The following is an 18,268-nucleotide window of genomic DNA, read 5'->3' on the forward strand; positions in this document are numbered from 1 at the left end:
AGCTTCAGAAAGGCACATCACGGCATGGCCGAATTCATCTACACGATGCGGAAGGTCCGCAAGGCGCACGGCGACAAGGTCATCCTCGACGACGTCACGCTGAATTTCCTTCCGGGCGCGAAGATCGGTGTCGTCGGTCCCAACGGGGCCGGCAAGTCGAGCGTCTTGCGGATCATGGCCGGGCTCGACCAGGCGAACAACGGTGACGCGATGCTGGCCCCCGGCGCCACGGTCGGCATTCTGATGCAGGAGCCGGAGCTCGACGAAACCAAGACGGTCCGCGAGAACGTCGAAGACGGCGTGGCGATCAAGGCCAAGCTCAACCGGTACAACGAGGTGGCCGAGCTCATGGCCACCGATTACACCGACGAGCTCATGGAAGAGATGGGCCGCCTGCAGGAGGAGTTGGACGCGGCCGACGCCTGGGACATCGACTCCCAGCTCGAGCAGGCGATGGACGCGCTGCGCTGCCCGCCGGCCGACGAGCCCGTGACGCACCTCTCCGGTGGTGAGCGCCGCCGCGTCGCCCTGTGCAAGCTGCTGCTGTCCAAGCCCGATCTGCTGCTGCTCGACGAGCCCACCAACCACCTCGACGCCGAGAGCGTGCTGTGGTTGGAGCAGCACCTGGCCGCCTACAAGGGCGCCATCCTGGCCGTCACCCACGACCGGTACTTCCTGGACAACGTCGCCGAGTGGATTCTCGAACTCGACCGCGGCCGGGCCTACCCGTACGAGGGCAACTACTCGACCTACCTGGAGAAGAAGGCCGAGCGGCTGGAGGTCCAAGGCAAGAAGGACCAGAAGCTGCAGAAGCGGCTCAAGGACGAACTGGCGTGGGTGCGTTCGGGCGCCAAGGCGCGTCAGGCCAAGAACAAGGCCCGGCTCGGCCGGTACGAGGAGATGGTCGCGGAGGCCGAGAAGTCGCGGAAGCTCGACTTCGAGGAGATCCAGATCCCGACGCCGCCGCGGCTGGGCAATGTGGTGGTGGAGGTCGAGCACCTCGACAAGGGCTTCGACGGACGCCAGCTGATCAAGGATCTGTCGTTCACCTTGCCGCGCAACGGCATTGTCGGCGTGATCGGCCCCAACGGCGTCGGCAAGACCACACTGTTCAAGACCATCGTCGGCCTGGAGCAGCCGGACAGCGGCACGGTGAAGGTCGGTGAGACGGTCAAGCTGTCATACGTCGACCAGACCCGCGCGGGCATCGACCCCAAGAAGACGGTGTGGGAGGTGGTCTCCGACAAGCTCGACTACATCGAGGTCGGCCAGAACGAGATTCCGTCGCGGGCCTACGTGTCGGCATTCGGCTTCAAGGGCCCCGATCAGCAGAAGCCGGCCGGCGTGCTCTCCGGCGGTGAACGCAACCGCCTGAACCTGGCACTGACCCTCAAAGAGGGCGGCAACCTGATCCTGCTCGACGAGCCGACCAACGACCTCGACGTGGAAACCCTGTCGTCGCTGGAGAATGCGCTGGAGAACTTCCCCGGCTGTGCGGTGGTCATCTCGCACGACCGGTGGTTCCTCGACCGCACCTGCACGCACATCCTCGCGTGGGAAGGCGACGACGACAACGACGCGAAATGGTTCTGGTTCGAGGGCAACTTCGGTGCCTACGAGGAGAACAAGATCGACCGGCTCGGCGCCGAAGCCGCTCGCCCGCACCGGGTCACGCATCGCCGCCTCACGCGCGACTGACCAGTCGGCGGGATAGTTCGCGAGGATCAAGCGCAGCAAGTCGGGCTACGACTAATGTCGCTCCTACGCACCAGCGCCGGTGCGTGGGCGTCAGTCAGGAGTATTCGGTATGACGGCATGGCCGCAATCTCAGGGACAACAAACCACGAGCGTCCCAGGAGGACCGGAGCCAACGCCCGATATCACGCAACGCCTTGCCGTAGCCCTGCTGTCCACCTATCGGGGGCCGCAGGCCGACGCGCCGGGTGCCACCACGACCGGGCCCATCGCGATCAGCGCGCCCGAGCGGCTCGTGTCGGATGGCGCCGTGGCGGCCCACTACCGGTTGGGGGCCCGGCGCGCACCCGGCGAGACCAACGTCGCCGTCTACCCGGGTGACGCCGAGACCGGACCCGCCCTGCAGATCGTCACCGATCAGGCACCGATGCTCGTCGACTCGGTGACGGTGCTGCTGCACCGTCTCGGCGTGGCCTACAGCGCCATCATGAACCCGGTGTTTCGGGTCCGCCGGGACGCCGACGGGCAACTGCAGGACATCAGGCCGGTGGCCGACGCGGTGCCCGGAGACGGCGTCGACGAGTGCTGGATTCTCATCCCGGTGACGGGCGCGGCCGACGGCGGTGCCCTCACCGAGGCCACACGCCTGGTGCCCGGAATCCTGGCCGATGCCCGCCAGATCGGCCTGGACACCGGTGCCATGGCCGCCGCGCTGCACGGGCTGGCCAACGACCTCGCCACCGACGTCGAGGGGCATTTTCCCAACGCCGACCGCAAGGACGTGGCGGCGTTGCTGCGCTGGCTGGCCGACGGGCACTTCGTGCTCCTGGGCTACCAGCAGTGCGCGGTGGGCGACGGCCAGGCCGTGGTCGACCCGGCGAGCCGCCTCGGTGTGCTTCGGCTGCGGCAGGACGTACTGCCGCCGCTGACCAATCCGGACGATCTGCTGGTGCTGGCCCAGGCGACCATCCCGAGCTACCTGCGTTACGGCGCCTATCCGTACCTGGTGGTGGTCCGGGAAAGCGGCAGCCCTGCCGGTGCGATCGAACACCGCTTCGTCGGACTGTTCACCATCGCGGCCATGAACGCCAATGTGCTTGAGATCCCGCTGGTCTCACGGCGCGCCGAGGAAGCCTTGGCGATGGCCCATCGCGACCCGAGCCACCCGGGGCAGCTGCTGCGTGACATCATCCAGACCATTCCGCGGCCGGAGCTGTTCGCGCTGAGCTCCAAAGAGCTGCTCGAAATGGCCATGGCTGTGGTGGATCTGGGCTCGCGGCGCCGCACCCTGCTGTTCTTGCGCGCCGACCAACTGGCCCATTTCGTCTCGTGCCTGGTGTACCTGCCGCGTGATCGCTACACCACCGCGGTGCGCCTGGAGATGCAGGACATCCTGGTTCGCGAACTCGGTGGCGTGAGCATCGACTATTCCGCACGGGTCAGTGAATCCCCTTGGGCCGTAGTGCATTTCACGGTAAGGCTGCCCGACGGTGAGCGTGCGCACCGGGTGGACACCTCGATCGAGAACGAGTCGCGGATCCAGAATCTGCTGACCGAGGCCACCCGGAACTGGGGCGACCGGCTGATCAGTTCGGCCACGGGCCTCAACCCCGCCGCTGTCGAGCACTACGCGACCGCCTTCCCGCAGGACTACAAGCAGGCTGTCGCACCGGCCGACGCCGTCACCGACATCGCGATCATCGAAGAGCTGCAGGACAATTCGGTCAAGCTGGTGTTCACCGAGGGTGCCGACCGCATCGCCCAGCTGACCTGGTACCTCGGCGGGCATTCGGCATCGCTGAGCGAGCTGTTGCCGATGCTGCAGTCCATGGGCGTCGTCGTGCTCGAGGAACGGCCGTACACCGTCACCCGCGCGGACGGTTTGCCGGTCTGGATCTACCAGTTCAAGGTCTCGCGGCAACGTAACATGCCCGACGCGCCCGACGCCGAGGCCCAGGCGGCCACCGCGCAGCGCTTCGCCGACGCGGTCACCGCCATCTGGCAGGGTAATGCCGAGATCGACCGGTTCAACCAGCTGGTGCTGCGCGCCGGGCTCACCTGGCAGCAGGTGGTGATCCTGCGCGCGTACGCGAAATACCTGCGGCAGGCCGGCTTCCCGTATAGCCAGAACCACATCGAGTCGGTGCTCAACGACAACCCGCACACCGCGCGGTCACTCGTCGAGCTGTTCGAGGCACTGTTCACTCCGCCCGGCGCCGAACGCGACGGCGCGGCGCCCCGCGACGCCCAAAGCGCGGCTGCGGCAGTGGCGGCCGACATCGACGCGCTGGTCAGCCTCGACACCGACCGGGTGCTGCGCGCGTTCGCGAGCCTCATCCAGGCCACCCTGCGCACCAACTACTATGTGCAGCGCCCTGATTCGGCGCGGCAGCGTGGCGTGGTGGCGATGAAGCTCAACCCCGGGTTGATCAACGAATTGCCGTTGCCCAGACCGAAATTCGAGATCTTCGTGTACTCGCCCCGCGTCGAGGGCGTGCATCTGCGGTTCGGATTCGTCGCGCGCGGCGGGCTGCGCTGGTCGGATCGCCGGGAGGACTTCCGCACCGAGATCCTCGGCCTGGTCAAGGCCCAGGCGGTCAAGAACGCCGTCATCGTGCCGGTCGGGGCCAAGGGCGGCTTCGTCGTCAAGCATCCGCCGGAGCCCACCGGCGACCCCGCCGTCGACCGCGACGCGACGCGGGCCGAAGGCGTCGCCTGCTACCAGCTGTTCATTTCCGGCCTGCTCGACGTCACCGACAACGTCGACAAGGCAACCGGTGCGGTCGTGACCCCGCCGGATGTCGTGCGTCGTGACGGTGAGGACGCCTACCTGGTGGTGGCGGCTGACAAGGGCACCGCGACGTTCTCCGACATCGCCAACGAGGTCGCCAAGTCATACGGTTTCTGGCTGGGTGACGCGTTCGCGTCGGGCGGCTCGATCGGCTACGACCACAAGGCGATGGGCATCACCGCCAAGGGCGCCTGGGAATCGGTCAAGCGCCACTTCCGGGAAATGGGCGTCGACACTCAGACGCAAGATTTCACGGTCGTCGGTGTCGGCGACATGAGCGGCGACGTGTTCGGCAACGGAATGCTGCTGTCCCAACACATTCGGTTGGTCGCGGCGTTCGACCACCGGCACATCTTCCTCGATCCCAACCCCGATGCCGCGACGTCGTGGGCCGAGCGCAGCCGGATGTTCCAGCTGCCGCGATCGAGCTGGGACGACTACGACAAGTCGCTGATCAGCGAGGGCGGCGGCGTGTTCAGCCGCGATCAGAAGTCGATCCCGATCAGTGCACAGGTGCGCGCGGCGCTGGGCATCGAGGGCGACGTCGACGAGCTGACCCCGCCTGCGTTGATGAAGGCCATTCTGAAGGCTCCGGTGGACCTGCTGTGGAACGGCGGCATCGGCACCTACGTCAAGGCCGAGACCGAAGCGGATGCCGACGTCGGCGACCGGGCCAACGACATGATCCGGGTTTGCGGAAACCAGGTGCGGGCCAAGGTGATCGGCGAGGGCGGCAACCTCGGCGTGACTCCGCTGGGCCGCATCGAGTTCGATCTGGCGGGTGGCCGGATCAACACCGACGCGCTGGACAACTCCGCCGGGGTGGACTGCTCCGATCACGAGGTCAACATCAAGATCCTGATCGACTCGCTGGTCACCGCCGGCCGCGTCAGTGCCGAGGAACGCACCGGCCTGCTGTTGTCGATGACCGACGAGGTCGGTGAACTGGTACTGAGCGACAACCGTGACCAGAACGATCTGATGGGCACCAGCCGGGCCAACTCGGCGAGCATGCTCTCGGTGCACGCCCGCATGATCAAGGACTTCGTGGCCGATCGTGGGCTCAACCGTGAGCTGGAGGCGCTGCCGTCGGAGAAGGAGATCCGGCGCCGTACGGAGGCCGGAATCGGGCTCACCTCACCGGAATTGGCCACGCTGATGGCACACGTCAAGCTGGCTCTCAAAGAGGATGTGCTGGCCAGCGACCTGCCCGACCAGGAGGTGTTCGCCTCCCGGTTGCCGCGGTACTTCCCGGCCAGGTTGCGCGACGAGTTCCACACTGAGATCCGGTCGCATCAGCTGCGTCGCGAGATCATCACCACCATGCTGGTCAACGATCTGGTCGACACCAGCGGCATCAGCTACGCCTACCGCATCACCGAGGACGTCGGAGTCGGGCCGGTCGACGCGGCGCGCAGCTATGTGGCGACCAACGCGATCTTCCGGATCGGCGATGTCTGGCGCCAGATCCGCGCGGCAGGCGAGCAGGGCGTCGCTGTCGCGGTGACCGACCGGATGACACTGGATCTGCGCCGACTGGTCGACCGCGCGGGCAGATGGCTGCTCAACTACCGGCCCCAGCCGTTGGCCGTCGGCGCCGAGATCAACCGGTTCGCCGACAAGGTCGCCATGCTGACGCCGCGCATAGGGGAGTGGCTGCGTGGCGCGGACAAGGCCATCGTCAACAAGGAGGCCGGTGAGCTTGTCGCGCACGGAGTCTCCCCAGAGCTGGCCTATCTGGTGTCCACCGGGCTGTATCAGTACAGCCTGCTCGACGTGATCGACATCGCCGACATCATCGAGCGGGACCCGGTCGAGGTGGCCGACGCCTACTTCGCGTTGATGGACCATCTCGGCGCCGACGGGCTGCTCACGGCGGTGTCGATGCTTGGTCGTGACGATCGGTGGCATTCGTTGGCGCGGTTGGCCATTCGTGATGACATCTACGGGTCGGTGCGGGCGCTGTGCTTCGATGTCATGGCGGTCGGCGAGCCGGACGAGACCGGTGAGCAGAAGATCGCCGAATGGGAGCTGACCAACAGTTCCCGGGTGGCCCGTGCCCGCCGCACGTTGGCCGAGATCTACGAGGGCGAGCTGCAGGATCTGGCGACTCTGTCGGTGGCGGCCCGTCAGATCCGCAGCATGACCAGGACGAGTGGGACGGGAACTACCGGGTGACGGACCGACGAGCCCGTGCGCGAGGAGGCGACAACATAGGCTTTACGACACCGGTGCATGTGCGCTGGTCGGATATCGACATGTACCAGCACATCAATCACGCCACCATGGTGACCATCCTCGAAGAGGCGCGGATCCCGTTCCTGCGTGAGCCATTCGGTGCCGAGATCACCACGATCGGTCTGCTGATCGCCGAGGTCAACATCGTCTACAAGGGACAGCTGCGGTTGGTGGATTCGCCGCTGCAGGTCACGATGTGGTCCAAGCGGGTGCGGGCGGTGGACTTCACCGTGGGGTATGAGGTGCGGCCAGTGCACGCCGATCCCGACTGCAAGCCGTCGGTGATCGCCGAGACCCAACTGGCTGCTGTCCATATCGAAGAGCAACGGCTGCAACGTCTTTCGCCCCAGCAGCGGGCGTATTTGGAGCACTATCTGCGATGACCGGTCCCGAACGCGGCCTGTGGATCGACGATGCGCACCAACGCGACGACCTCGCGACGTTTGTCGACCGGGCGCTGCGGCTCGACGACGCGGCAGTGGTGCGGTTGCGGGCCAGGGGCGGCGACGGTGAGCAGGTCGTGGCTTGGGTCGCAACGGGATTCGATGCGCTGGCCAGCCGGGTGTTCGCCGCCCGGCTGCGCCCCGGCGATCTGTCCGCAGGCGCCGACGCGCTGCGCGCCGGGCTCTCGGTGTCGCACGGTGGCTACATCGACACCGGGATGCCGATGGATTCGGCCTGGCGTGGGGGACTGCCGCCGGAGACCGGGTTCGTCCACGTCGACGATGTTCCCGCGAAAGTGATGCTCGACCTGGCGGAGCAGGGGACGACGCTGGCCAAGGAACACGGTGGCGCGCACGGCCCGCCGACGTCGCTGCTCGATCAGGACGTGGTGGTGGTCAGTTCCGAGGAGTTGTCCGTCGGTGTCCCGATGCGCTGCGTATTCGCTTTGACGGCAATGGGTTTCCTGCCGCCGTCGGGCGAGTCTCTCAGCGCCGGGGAGATCGTGCGGGTGCGCGCTCACGCCGCATGGCTGCGCATCGATGCCAGGTTCGGCTCGGTGTACCGCAGACGCGGCGCCCCCTCACTCGTGCTGGGCTAGAGTCCCCCTCGCGAGCAGACGCCGCGGTACCGGAAGCGCCGCGTGTCGGGGACTTTCATGTCTGCTCGCGGGAGGAACTCGCCAAAGACCTAGACCAGCCAGACGGCGGTGTCGGGGGGCACTGTGCCGTCGGCGAGCGGTCCACTGGCCAGCAACACCTCGCCGGCCGGCAGCGGCAGCGCAGCGGTGCCCGCATTGAGCACACACACCAGCCCACCGGGCCTGCGGAACGTCAGGTCGTCGAGCCAGTCGATGCTGTTGCCGCTGAATTCGCTTCGGCTGTCGCGCAATTGCAGCGCCCGCCGATAGAACGCCAGCGTGGAATCGGGGTCCTGCTCTTGATCGGCAACTGTGAGGGTGGCCCAGTCGGCCGGAATGGGTAGCCAGGTATGGGGATTGGTGGAGAAGCCGAACGGCGGTTCGGTGCCCCGCCACGGCATCGGCACGCGGCAGCCGTCACGCCCGCGTTCGGTGTGCCCGGAGCGTTCCCAGACGGGATCCTGCAACACCGCGTCGGGCAGTTCGACATTGGGCAGGCCGAGTTCCTCACCGTTGTAGATGAACACCGCACCCGGAAGGGCGAGCATCACCAGGGCCATGGCCCGAGCCCGGGCGAGCCCGCGGGCACCGCCGCCGTACCGGGTGACCTCGCGCTCGACGTCGTGGTTGGACAGCGTCCAGGTGGGGGTGGCACCGGCCAGAGCGGCCGCGGCCAGTGCGTTGTCGATCGCATCGCGGATCTCGGCGGCATCGTAATCTGCTTGCACCAGGCGGAAATTGAAGCCGAGGTGCAGCTCGTCGGGCCGGAGGTACTTCGCGAACTGCTCGTTGCCGCGCACCCACACTTCCCCGACGGCCACCGCGTCGGGATAGTCGTCGAACACGGTCCGGATGAACCGGTGGATGTCGTGGACGCTCTCGTTGTCGAATCGCGGGTCGTCGTCACTGTTGCGCAGCACCGCGGTGTCGACGACCGACATGTCGGGTAGGCCCGGGGGTTTGGCCATGCCGTGGGCCACGTCGATACGGAATCCGTCGACGCCGCGGTCCAGCCAGAACCGCAGCGTTTTCTCCAGATCGTCGAACACCTCGGGGTTGTCCCAGTTCAGATCGGGCTGCGACGCGTCGAACAGGTGCAGGTACCACTGCCCGGGGGTGCCGTCGGGTTCGGTGACGCGGGTCCAGGCCGGGCCGCCGAAGATCGAGACCCAGTTGTTGGGCGGCACCGACCCGTCGGGGCCGCCGCCGTCACGGAAGATGTAGCGATCCCGGCGGGCCGGATTGGTGAGCGCCTCGACGAACCATGGATGCGCGGAGCTGGTGTGGTTGGGCACCAGATCCATCGTGATCCGGATACCGCGTGCGTGGGCGGCGTCCAGCAGTCGGTCGAGAGCATCCAGGCCGCCGAAGAGAGGATCCACATCGCGTGGGTCGGCGACGTCGTAGCCGTGGTCGGCCATCGGCGAGACCATCACCGGGTTGAGCCACAGCGCGTCGACGCCGAGGGAACTCAGGTAGTCCAAGCCGGCGGTCACGCCGTCGAGATCGCCGACCCCGTCACCGTCGCTGTCGCGAAACGAACGCGGATAGACCTGGTAGAACACCGCGTGCTCCCACCACGTCGCCATCAGAACGCCGAGTTGACCATCGCGTCTGCGGCCATGTCGAGATAATCCAGCAACGCCTTGCGATGGGTGTCGTCCAGCGTCGCCGAGTCGATCGACGCCACGGCGGTGTGCATGCACCGCAGCCACGCGTCGCGTTCCAGCAGGCCGATGCGGAAGGGCGCGTGCCGCATCCGCAGCCTCGGGTGTCCGCGCAGGTCCGAGTAGGTCCTGGGCCCGCCCCAGTACTGCTCCAGGAACATCCGCAGCCGCTCCTCGGCCCCGTCGATGTCGTCCTCGGGGTACAGCGGCAGCAGGATTTCGTCCTCACGAACCAGCTGGTAGAACCGCGACACGATGGCTTGGAACGTGTCGTGGCCGCCGACCTCGTCGTAGAAGCTTTGTTGAGCCTGCGTCACGCACCCCATTGTGCCGATCGTTGCCAATTGGCGCTCAGGGCGGTCTCGTCACCTGGTGTTCATGGGACTGACCAGCTGACACCCAAAGAATTTTCGTGCGATCGGCCTGGATCCGTGGTGGACTGTGCGCGGAGGCTCTATGGCGCACAGCAAAAAAGGCCACTCACGACGGACCGGTCACATATCCGGCCCTTCGGGGCCTCACGCGCCAAATCGGCCGCTGCACAGCGTCGAGACACTGGCTCCGGCCAGTCCCGACGCCTCGGTGTGGGGCCGTCGCCGGGTACTGCTGCTCAACTCGACCTACGAACCGCTGACGGCGCTGCCGCTGCGCCGGGCGGTGATCATGCTGATGTGCGGCAAGGCCGACGTCGTGCACGACGACCCGGCCGGGCCGGTGATCCATTCCGCGACCCGCACCATCGTCGTACCGTCGGTGATCCGGCTGCGCACGTTCGTGCGGGTGCCGTACCGGGCCCGCATCCCGATGACCCGCGCAGCGCTGATGCACCGCGACCGCTTCCGCTGCGCTTACTGCGGGGCCCGGGCCGACACCGTCGACCACGTGGTGCCGCGCAGCCGTGGCGGCGAGCACTCGTGGGAGAACTGTGTGGCCGCCTGCGCGGCGTGCAATCACCGCAAGGCCGACAAGCTGCTGGCGGAGCTCGGCTGGTCGCTGCGCACAGTCCCGATGCCGCCGAAAGGCCAGCACTGGCGGCTGTTGTCGACCATCAAGGAACTCGATCCCGCCTGGGTTCGCTACCTGGGTGAGGGCGCGGCGTAGCGGAGTGTTCACTGTTGACGCGTCCGGCCGGTGCGGCTGATACGGTTTGGCCGTGAGCACAGCACTTACCCATTCCCTCCTCGGAGGGGTTCCGCTGTTGTTGTTCGTGATCCTGGCGCTGATCTTCCTGACCCGCAGGGGACCGCACCCGGCCACCTACAAGATGTCGGACTCGTGGACCCACGAGCCGATCCTGTGGGCAGCTGCCGAGCCTGCCGACCATGGGCACGGCGGCCACGATTCGCATGGAGTGACCATTGGAGGGGGCGCAAGTGGCAAGTGGTGAGGTGGCGACTGTCGCGCCCGGTGAAATCGACCTGCCCTACGGCTACGCCATCACGTCCAGTGGACGGATCTCCGGCGTCACCGAACCCGGCGAGCTGTCGGTGCACTATCCCTTCCCGACGATGGACCTCGTGGTCCTCGACGACGCGCTGAAGTACGGCTCGCGCGCCGCCAAGGCCCGGTTCGCGGTCTACATCGGCGGGCTCGGTGCTGACACCGCCGCCACGGCCCGCGAGATCCTGGCCAAGGTGCCGACCCCGAACAACGCAGTGCTGTTGGCGGTGTCGCCTGACCAGCACGCGATCGAGGTCGTCTACGGCGCCGACGTGAAGGGCCGCGGCATCGAAGAGGCCGCACCGCTGGGTGTCTCCGCGGCTGCCGCCTCCTTCAAGGAAGGCAACCTGATCGACGGGCTGATCAGCGCAGTGCGGGTGCTGTCCGCCGGCGTCTCTCCCGCCTGACAGACCTCACCTCTGCACTGCTAGACCTCTGCACCGCGAGCGTGCGCGTCTGTTGCTCGACACGCCGTTGACATGCAGCATTACGCGCACGCTCGTGCATAGATCCCGGTATCGAGACCACGGTTTCGACACCGGGATTTCTGCTTTCCTGAAAGGTGTACGGCGCCCCACACACCGCGAGCGTGCGCAGACTGCCGGCCAGTGACGGTGTGTCGGCCGGCAGACGCGCACGCTCGCGGTGCAAGGGAGGTGCAAGGAAGGTGCAGGGGACCAACTAGCTCACATCGAAGGCGCGGGCACGCAGTGAGCGCTCCACGCCGGCACGGCCTTCCAGCACCAGGCGGCGCAGCGCAGGTGGCACCTCTGGGTCCGACAGGAACGTGTCCGCCGCATCCAGCCCGTTCTGGCTGATGTCCCATGACGGGTACAGGCCGATGACGACGGTCTGGGCGACCTCGCTCGACCGGCGCTCCCACACACCCGAGATCGCCGCGAAGTAGCGCGTGGTGAACGGCGTGAGCAGCTCCTCCTGACCGGGCTGCACGAAACCGCCGACGATCGCGCGGGTGGTGATGTTGGCCAGGGAGTCGTCCTCGATGACCTCTTCCCACGCGGCCGCCTTCACGACGTCCTGCGGCCGGGCAGCCGACGCGGCAGCGGCGTGGCGCTTGCCTGCGGCGGTCGGGTCGTTCTGGGCCTCGGCGTCGATGAACGGCGTCTCGGGACCGTCGGCGTCGAGGTGGCCGGAGCGGGCCAGCGCGGTGACGATCCGCCAGCGCAGATCGGTGTCGATGACCAGACCGGCCATGTTCACCGCGGCCGGCTCGTTGTCGAGCAGCGTCGAGAGGACCGCGACGTGGTTGGGGGCCAGCACCGACGAGCACAGCGCGTTGACGAAGGCCAGTTGGTGATCAGAGCCCGGGGCAGAATCCCGCGCCAGATCGAGAAGCGCATCGCCGAATGCCGGCCAGCCGATCTCGTGGGCCCACGTGGGATCGGCGTAGGAACTGAGTGCGGTCTGGGCCTGCAGCAGCAGCCGCTGGGCCACGCCCACTTCGGATTCGGCGTGCAGCCCGCTCATCACCAGGGCCACGAAGTCGCGGGCCCGCAGCTCGGCCTCGCGGGTCATCTCCCACGCTGCCGACCAGGCCAGCGTGCGGGGCAGCGAGTCGGCGATGTCGGCGATGCGGGAAAGCACGGTCCGCAGTGACACCGGGTCCAGCCGCAGCGAGCAGTAGGTCAGATCGTCGTCGTTGACGAGGATCAGCTGGCCACGCGAAATCCCGATCAGCTCCGGCACTTCGGTGACCGGCCCGTCGATGTCGAGCTCCACGCGATGCACGCGGGTCAGCCTGCCCGAGCCGCTGTCGTCGTAGATGCCGATGGCCAGCCGGTGCACCCGGGTTTCGCCGGCGCCGGGGGCCGCGCCGGACTGGGTGACGGCGAAGCGGGTGAACGCCCCCGACTCGTCGACATCGAAATCGGCGCGCAGCGTGTTCAGACCCGTCGTCCGCAGCCACTGCCGGCCCCAGCCGGACAGGTCACGCCCCGACGACTTCTCCAGCGCGCCCAGCAGGTCGGCGAAGGTGGCATTCGAGAATGCGTGATCGCGGAAGTAGTCGCGCAGACCGGCCAGGAACTGTTCGAGCCCGACGTAGGCGACCAGCTGCTTGAGCACCGAAGCGCCCTTGGCGTAGGTGATGCCGTCGAAGTTGACCTCGACGGCGGCCAGATCGGGGATGTCGGCCGCGACGGGATGGGTCGACGGCAGTTGGTCCTGCCGGTAGGCCCACGACTTCTCGACGTTGGCGAACGTGGTCCACGCCGCGGTGTACTCGGTGGCCTCGGCCTGGCACAGCACCGATGCGAACGTCGCGAAGGATTCGTTGAGCCACAGGTCATCCCACCACTGCATGGTGACCAGGTCGCCGAACCACATGTGGGCCATCTCGTGCAGGACGGTCTCCGCGCGGCGTTCGTACGAATACCGGGTGACCTTGGAGCGGAAGACGTAGTCCTCCAGGAACGTCACCGCGCCGGCGTTCTCCATTGCGCCCGCGTTGAATTCGGGCACGAACAGCTGGTCGTACTTGCCGAACACGTACGGCGTGCCGAAGTTCTTGTGGTAGAAGCCGAATCCCTGCTTGGTCTCGGTGAACAGCCGCTCGGCATCCATGAACTGGGAGAGCGACTTGCGGCAGTACAGCCCGAGCGGGATCGTGCCGTGGTCGTCTGAGTACTCGTCACGCCACACCGCGTACGGTCCGGCGATGAGCGCGGCGAGGTAGGTGCTCATCTTCGGTGTGGTGGCGAAGACGTGAACGGTTGCGCTGCCGGATGTTTCAGCGGAAACCGGTGCTCCGTTGGAGATCACCTCCCAGTGCGACGGCGCAGTGACCTGGATGTCGAAAGTCGCCTTGAGATCCGGCTGGTCGAAGCAGGCGAACATCCGCTTGGCGTCGGCGGTTTCGAACTGCGAGTACAGGTACACCTCGTTGTCGACCGGGTCGACGAAGCGGTGCAGTCCTTCACCGGTGTTGGAGTACAGGCAGTCTGCGTCGACGACGAGCACGTTGTGTGCCGCCAGGCCCGGCAGGGCGATGCCGGTGGATTCGTCGTAAGCGGACGTGTCGAGCGGGACGCCGTTGAGCGTCGCGCTGCGGATCGCCTCGGCAGCGATGTCGATGTAGGTATCAGCGCCGGCAAGCGCATCGAACTCCACCGTCGTGGTGGACCGGAAGGTGCGGTCGCCGGGCTGGCCCTCACCGTCGGTGAGGTCGAGCTCGATGCGGTAGTTGCCGACGGTGACCAGGGCGGCGCGCTCGACGGCCTGGTCGCGGGTGAGATTCGGAAGAGCCACGCGTCCAACCTATCGGCTGGCCGCGCAGCAGTCCCGGGCTACTGCCCGAAGCCGGGGAAGCCGGCGATCCCGCTCAGTGCGTTCAGCCCGCCCAGGTTGTTCAGGATGGACCCGTCGGTGATCGACGACATCATCTGCGGGCAGTACATCTGGATCGCGATACCGGTGAAGAACGACGCCATCTCGGGGGACATGCCGTTGTTACCCCGCATCTGGGAGGCCACCGACGCGAAGTTCTTGCCGGGTTCGACGAGCATCGGGCACACCTGCTGCCCCAGCTGCACGGTCGAGCCCGGATCGGTGTAGCCGATGCCGGCGTTGGACAGGGCGTTCAGGAACGAGTCGTTGGTGTCTGCTTGGGCGGGCACTGCCAGCGCAAGGCCGGCGGCGGCGACGACGCCCATGGTCGTCAGGAAGGCACGTGCGGCCATAATTCAGCTCCTCAGCTGTCACGTAGGACACTTGCAGCGCCCCACTCACTTGGGAAACAGTGGTTCACCAGGGTCACAGGAACAACACGGTTCGATAAAAATCTGCACACTATGCGTTTCCTGTGCCACTTCCGTGACGTCGACATGCTTATCGGAACACGCGATGAGATGGTTACCACCGACTCGGGGAACACTCTATGCGGCTCCGCAGTTGTGCTGGACGGAGCTGTGGCCCGGACCATCGAGAGGACGCATTGATGACTCAGAAAGACGTTGCAGGATTCTGGTTCGACCCGCTGTGCCCGTGGTGCTGGATCACGTCGCGCTGGATCCTCGAGGTGCAGAAGGTCCGCGACATCGACGTGCAGTTCCACGTGATGAGCCTGGCCGTGCTCAACGAGGGCCGCGACCTTCCCGAGAACTACGTCGAGCTCATGAAGAAGGCCTGGGGCCCGGTGCGGGTCGCCATCGCCGCCGAGCAACTCAAGGGCCAGGAGATCCTCGCGCCGCTCTACACGGCGATGGGGACCCGGATCCACAACCAGGACAACAAGGACTTCGACGCCGTGATCAAGGAGTCCCTGGAAGAGGTCGGCCTGCCCGCCGAACTGGCCGAGGCGGCCACCACGGACAAATACGACGAGGCGCTGCGCAAGAGCCATCACGAGGGGATGGACGCCGTCGGTGACGACGTCGGCACCCCGACCATCCATGTCAACGGTGTGGCGTTCTTCGGTCCGGTGCTCTCGAAAATCCCGCGCGGGGAAGAGGCAGGCAAGCTCTGGGACGCGTCGGTTACCTTCGCGTCGTATCCGCATTTCTGGGAGCTCAAGCGCAGCCGCACCGAGGCGCCGCAATTCGACTGAGCGGCAGGCGCCGGCCGTGCCGACCTCAGCGCGCGTCGGCGAAGTCCGGGTTGGTGCCGTAGCGGTGTAAGCCCTCGCGGTCGAGTATCACCCCCAGGCCCGCCCCGTCGGGTACGGCCAGCATCCCGTCGCTGTCCAGTTCCCAGCCGCCGCAGACCAATTCGTCGATATAGGCCGATCCGGTCTTGTATTCGACGAGATCTGTCCCGGCCAGTGCCGAGGCCAGGTGCAGGTCTGCCGCCAAGCCGATCGCGGTGTTCCAGCCGTGCGGTATCAGCCGCACGCCGCGGTCCTGGGCGGCCCAGCCGATGCGGCGCGATTCGCTGAGGCCACCACCCTTTGTGGTGTCGGGTTGCACGATGTCGAAGGCGCCTGCCCCGAGGAACGGCAGGAACGACTGCCTGCGGGTGAGGACCTCGCCGCCGCTGATCGGCACCTTGGAGTGGCGCCTGAGTTCGACGAACCCGTCGATGTCGTCGGGTGCCAGCGCTTCCTCGAACCACGCGACGCCATACTCGGCGAGCATGTCTGCTGTGCGCTTGGCCCACGACAGTCCACCGGGGAAGAACGCCTCGGATCCGCCGGCGTCGACGGCCAGCAGGTGGTCGCCGACGGCTTCCCTGGCCGCGGCCACCGTCTGCTCATCGGTTTCGGTGTCCACCCGGCCGAACTTCCACCAGCCGATCTTGAATGCCGTGAACCCCTGGTCGACCAGCGCCGACAGATTCTCGGTCATCACCGGTGCCTCGTCCATGAGCACCGAGGCGTACGGGCGTACCCGCTCGCGGTAGCGGCCGCCCAATAGCCGCCCCACCGGTTGCCCGAGCGCTTGTCCCGCCAGATCCCACAAAGCGATGTCGATGGCACTTGTGGCGTGGGTGAGCGAGCCGCCCCGGCCCATCCAGAACGCGCTCTGGTGCAGCGTCTCGGTGAGCCGATCGGCCTCCAGCGCGCTCTGCCCGATGAGTTGCGGCGCAAGCACATCCACCGCCGCGGCGACCAACCCCTCGGACGTGAAGGCGCTGCCGATGCCGACGTGCCCGCTGTCGGTGTGCACGGCGACGAGGGTGTGTACGACGTCGTCGGGGCGCAGTTCGTTGGACCAGCCGCCCTCGGGCGTGGCGCCACGCAGACCGCATGTCTGAATGTGGGTGATTTTCATAGGTTTTGGTGCTCCTCTGGTGGTGTTGCGGTCGTGCACATCACGGCCGGTGGGTGAGCATGAGACCCGGCCTGCGGCCGGTGTGGGTGGCGTCGGTGACGACGGGTACGCCGTTGACCCAGACGTGGCGGGCCGCGTCGGCGTATCGCTGCGGAAGGCTCCACGTGTCGGTGCGTTCCAGGATCGCCGGATCGAACACGACGACGTCCGCGAATGCGCCGGCGCGCACCACGCCCCGGTCCCGCATGCCGAAATGTTCGGCGACCATGCCGGTCATCTTGTGGATCGCGGTCTCCAAAGACAGAGTTCCTGCCGGCACATGGTGCGCCAGATAATGCGTATGCCCGTGGTAGAACAGCGGATTACGGGTGCGGCCGGCAAGGGCGCCCTCTCGGCACGTGGTGAAGGCGTCGACCCCGAGCAGGAAGTGATCGTGTGCGATCGCCTCGGACAGGTGGCTCTCGGTGAACAGCTCGCCGAGCAACTGCACGCTGCCCATGTCGCTGCCGGCCGCGCAGAGGACGTCGAACAGGCACTCCCACTCGTCTGCGCCGTGACGCGCGGCGATCTCGGGAAACGTCAGCCCCTCCCATTCGGGGTGTGTCGGACTGACGCCGAGCCGAACGCGGTGCCACTGACCGCGATGCACGAAACGCCAGTACCGATCGCTGTCGCGGCGCACCCGTTCCCGGATCTCGCGGTTCGTGAGCAGCGCCGCGGCTTCGTCGGGGGAGCGTTCGGCCAGCCAGGGAGGAAGCAGTCCGGTGGCCATGCCGATGCCGTGCGGGTACGGCGTCATGTCGGCCAGCACGTCGGTGCCGCGCCGTCGCTCGTTGACCACCCGTTCGGCTGCTCGCTCCCAGGCGCCCGGTGTGGCTCCGGTGTCGTGCCGAACATTGAGGTGCGAGAGTTGGGCGCGTACGCCGCCGCCGGCGACGACCTCGAAGAACTCGTCGACGGCATCGTCGAGGCCGGCATCACGGTTGCGAATATGGCTGGCGTACATGCCCTTACGCTTGCCGGCTACTTGTGCGAGTGCGACGAGTTCTGCCGTCGCTGAGAAGCGTCCCGCACCGTATTCCAGGCCGCTGGAGAATCCGATCGCGCCCGCGTCCATGGCTTCCTCGAGCAGGCGGAGCTGCTCGCGCGGCGGATCGTCGGCCCGGTGCGCTGCCGAACGCAGCGCGGTATGCCCGACGAACCACATGAGGTTCTGTGCCGTCGGGCCCGCGTGCACCCGCGTCATGTAGTCGCCGAAACCGCGCCAGTCGACGGGACCGTCGTAACCCAGCGCGCGCAACGCCCCCGCTGCTGCGTCGACGTCGTGGTCAGCGACGGGGGCGTAGGTGACACCGCAGTTGCCGACCACCTCGGTGGTGACGCCCTGATGGATCGTGCTGAACGCGTCGGGATTGCCCAGCGCCGACCAGTCGCTGTGGCTGTGCGGGTCGATGAGCCCCGGTGTGATGATCATGCCGGTGCAATCCAGCGTGACGTCTGCCCTGGCGTCGGCCGACAACCCGACGTATTCGATGCGGTCGCCGCGTAGGCCCACGTCGGCTCGTTCGGCTGCCGCCCCGGTGCCGTCGACGATATGCGCTCCGGTCAACATGAAGTCCAGTGCCGGCAC

The 18,268-nt window shown here is 67.0% G+C and carries 14 protein-coding genes; 8 read left to right on the forward strand and 6 right to left on the reverse strand.

Annotated elements, in window-relative coordinates:
- Positions 1–24 precede the first annotated feature (24 nt).
- The 4 genes from ettA to RMCB_RS18560 all read left to right on the forward strand — a co-directional run bounded on the left by ettA (position 25) and on the right by RMCB_RS18560 (position 7,766).
- Entirely contained in the window at positions 25–1,698 is a 1,674-nt protein-coding gene (ettA, locus tag RMCB_RS18545; RefSeq protein WP_062829965.1) for an energy-dependent translational throttle protein EttA, read from the forward strand.
- 109 nt (positions 1,699–1,807) lie between these two features.
- Complete coding sequence (locus RMCB_RS18550) at positions 1,808–6,664, forward strand: NAD-glutamate dehydrogenase (protein WP_276063857.1); 4,857 nt, start codon at positions 1,808–1,810, stop codon at positions 6,662–6,664.
- A gap of 35 nt (positions 6,665–6,699) precedes the next feature.
- Positions 6,700–7,107, forward strand: a complete 408-nt coding sequence (locus tag RMCB_RS18555) for an acyl-CoA thioesterase (protein ID WP_029372921.1) — start codon at positions 6,700–6,702, stop codon at positions 7,105–7,107.
- Positions 7,104–7,766 carry a DUF8185 domain-containing protein gene (locus RMCB_RS18560; RefSeq protein WP_062829966.1) on the forward strand — a complete coding sequence of 221 codons (663 nt, stop codon included), beginning with the start codon at positions 7,104–7,106 and terminating at the stop codon, positions 7,764–7,766. Before RMCB_RS18555 ends, RMCB_RS18560 begins: the two co-directional genes overlap by 4 nt.
- Positions 7,767–7,855: 89 nt before the next feature.
- Here the strand turns inward: RMCB_RS18560 and RMCB_RS18565 are convergent, their stop codons facing one another.
- Together RMCB_RS18565 and RMCB_RS18570 are read right to left on the reverse strand one after the other, a co-directional pair.
- Positions 7,856–9,394 carry a glycoside hydrolase family 13 protein gene (locus RMCB_RS18565; RefSeq protein WP_062829967.1) on the reverse strand — a complete coding sequence of 513 codons (1,539 nt, stop codon included), beginning with the start codon at positions 9,392–9,394 and terminating at the stop codon, positions 7,856–7,858.
- Positions 9,394–9,798: a globin gene (locus RMCB_RS18570; RefSeq protein WP_062829968.1), complete on the reverse strand. Its 405-nt coding sequence runs from the start codon at positions 9,796–9,798 to the stop codon at positions 9,394–9,396. Before RMCB_RS18570 ends, RMCB_RS18565 begins: the two co-directional genes overlap by 1 nt.
- A gap of 130 nt (positions 9,799–9,928) precedes the next feature.
- On the opposite strand from RMCB_RS18570, the gene RMCB_RS18575 reads away from it, so the two are divergent.
- From RMCB_RS18575 to RMCB_RS18585, 3 genes are read left to right on the forward strand one after another with little or no spacing between them, the layout of a single operon-like run.
- The gene (locus RMCB_RS18575; RefSeq protein ID WP_062829969.1) at positions 9,929–10,573 is read left to right on the forward strand and encodes an HNH endonuclease; all 645 of its coding nucleotides are present in this window, start codon (positions 9,929–9,931) and stop codon (positions 10,571–10,573) included.
- Positions 10,574–10,625: 52 nt separating this feature from the next.
- Positions 10,626–10,859: an aa3-type cytochrome oxidase subunit CtaJ gene (gene ctaJ, locus RMCB_RS18580; protein WP_029372926.1), complete on the forward strand. Its 234-nt coding sequence runs from the start codon at positions 10,626–10,628 to the stop codon at positions 10,857–10,859.
- Positions 10,846–11,319, forward strand: a complete 474-nt coding sequence (locus RMCB_RS18585) for a DUF5130 domain-containing protein (protein WP_029372927.1) — start codon at positions 10,846–10,848, stop codon at positions 11,317–11,319. Before ctaJ ends, RMCB_RS18585 begins: the two co-directional genes overlap by 14 nt.
- 274 nt (positions 11,320–11,593) lie before the next feature.
- Here RMCB_RS18585 and pepN read toward each other — a convergent pair whose 3' ends face one another.
- A complete protein-coding gene (gene pepN, locus RMCB_RS18590) occupies positions 11,594–14,179 on the reverse strand; it encodes an aminopeptidase N (protein ID WP_062829970.1) in 2,586 nt (861 codons plus the stop codon).
- Positions 14,180–14,217: 38 nt separating this feature from the next.
- Complete coding sequence (locus tag RMCB_RS18595) at positions 14,218–14,610, reverse strand: DUF732 domain-containing protein (RefSeq protein ID WP_029372929.1); 393 nt, start codon at positions 14,608–14,610, stop codon at positions 14,218–14,220.
- A 257-nt stretch (positions 14,611–14,867) separates the two neighbouring features.
- On the opposite strand from RMCB_RS18595, the gene RMCB_RS18600 reads away from it, so the two are divergent.
- The gene (locus tag RMCB_RS18600) at positions 14,868–15,476 is read left to right on the forward strand and encodes a mycothiol-dependent nitroreductase Rv2466c family protein (RefSeq protein WP_029372930.1); all 609 of its coding nucleotides are present in this window, start codon (positions 14,868–14,870) and stop codon (positions 15,474–15,476) included.
- A 25-nt stretch (positions 15,477–15,501) separates the two neighbouring features.
- Here RMCB_RS18600 and RMCB_RS18605 read toward each other — a convergent pair whose 3' ends face one another.
- A complete protein-coding gene (locus RMCB_RS18605; RefSeq protein WP_062829971.1) occupies positions 15,502–16,638 on the reverse strand; it encodes a mandelate racemase/muconate lactonizing enzyme family protein in 1,137 nt (378 codons plus the stop codon).
- Positions 16,639–16,678: 40 nt separating this feature from the next.
- Positions 16,679–18,268 (reverse strand): N-acyl-D-amino-acid deacylase family protein, encoded by a 1,590-nt coding sequence (locus RMCB_RS18610; protein WP_201028315.1) that lies wholly within the window; start codon positions 18,266–18,268, stop codon positions 16,679–16,681.

Source organism: Mycolicibacterium brisbanense, assembly GCF_001570425.1.
Taxonomy (GTDB): domain Bacteria; phylum Actinomycetota; class Actinomycetes; order Mycobacteriales; family Mycobacteriaceae; genus Mycobacterium; species Mycobacterium brisbanense.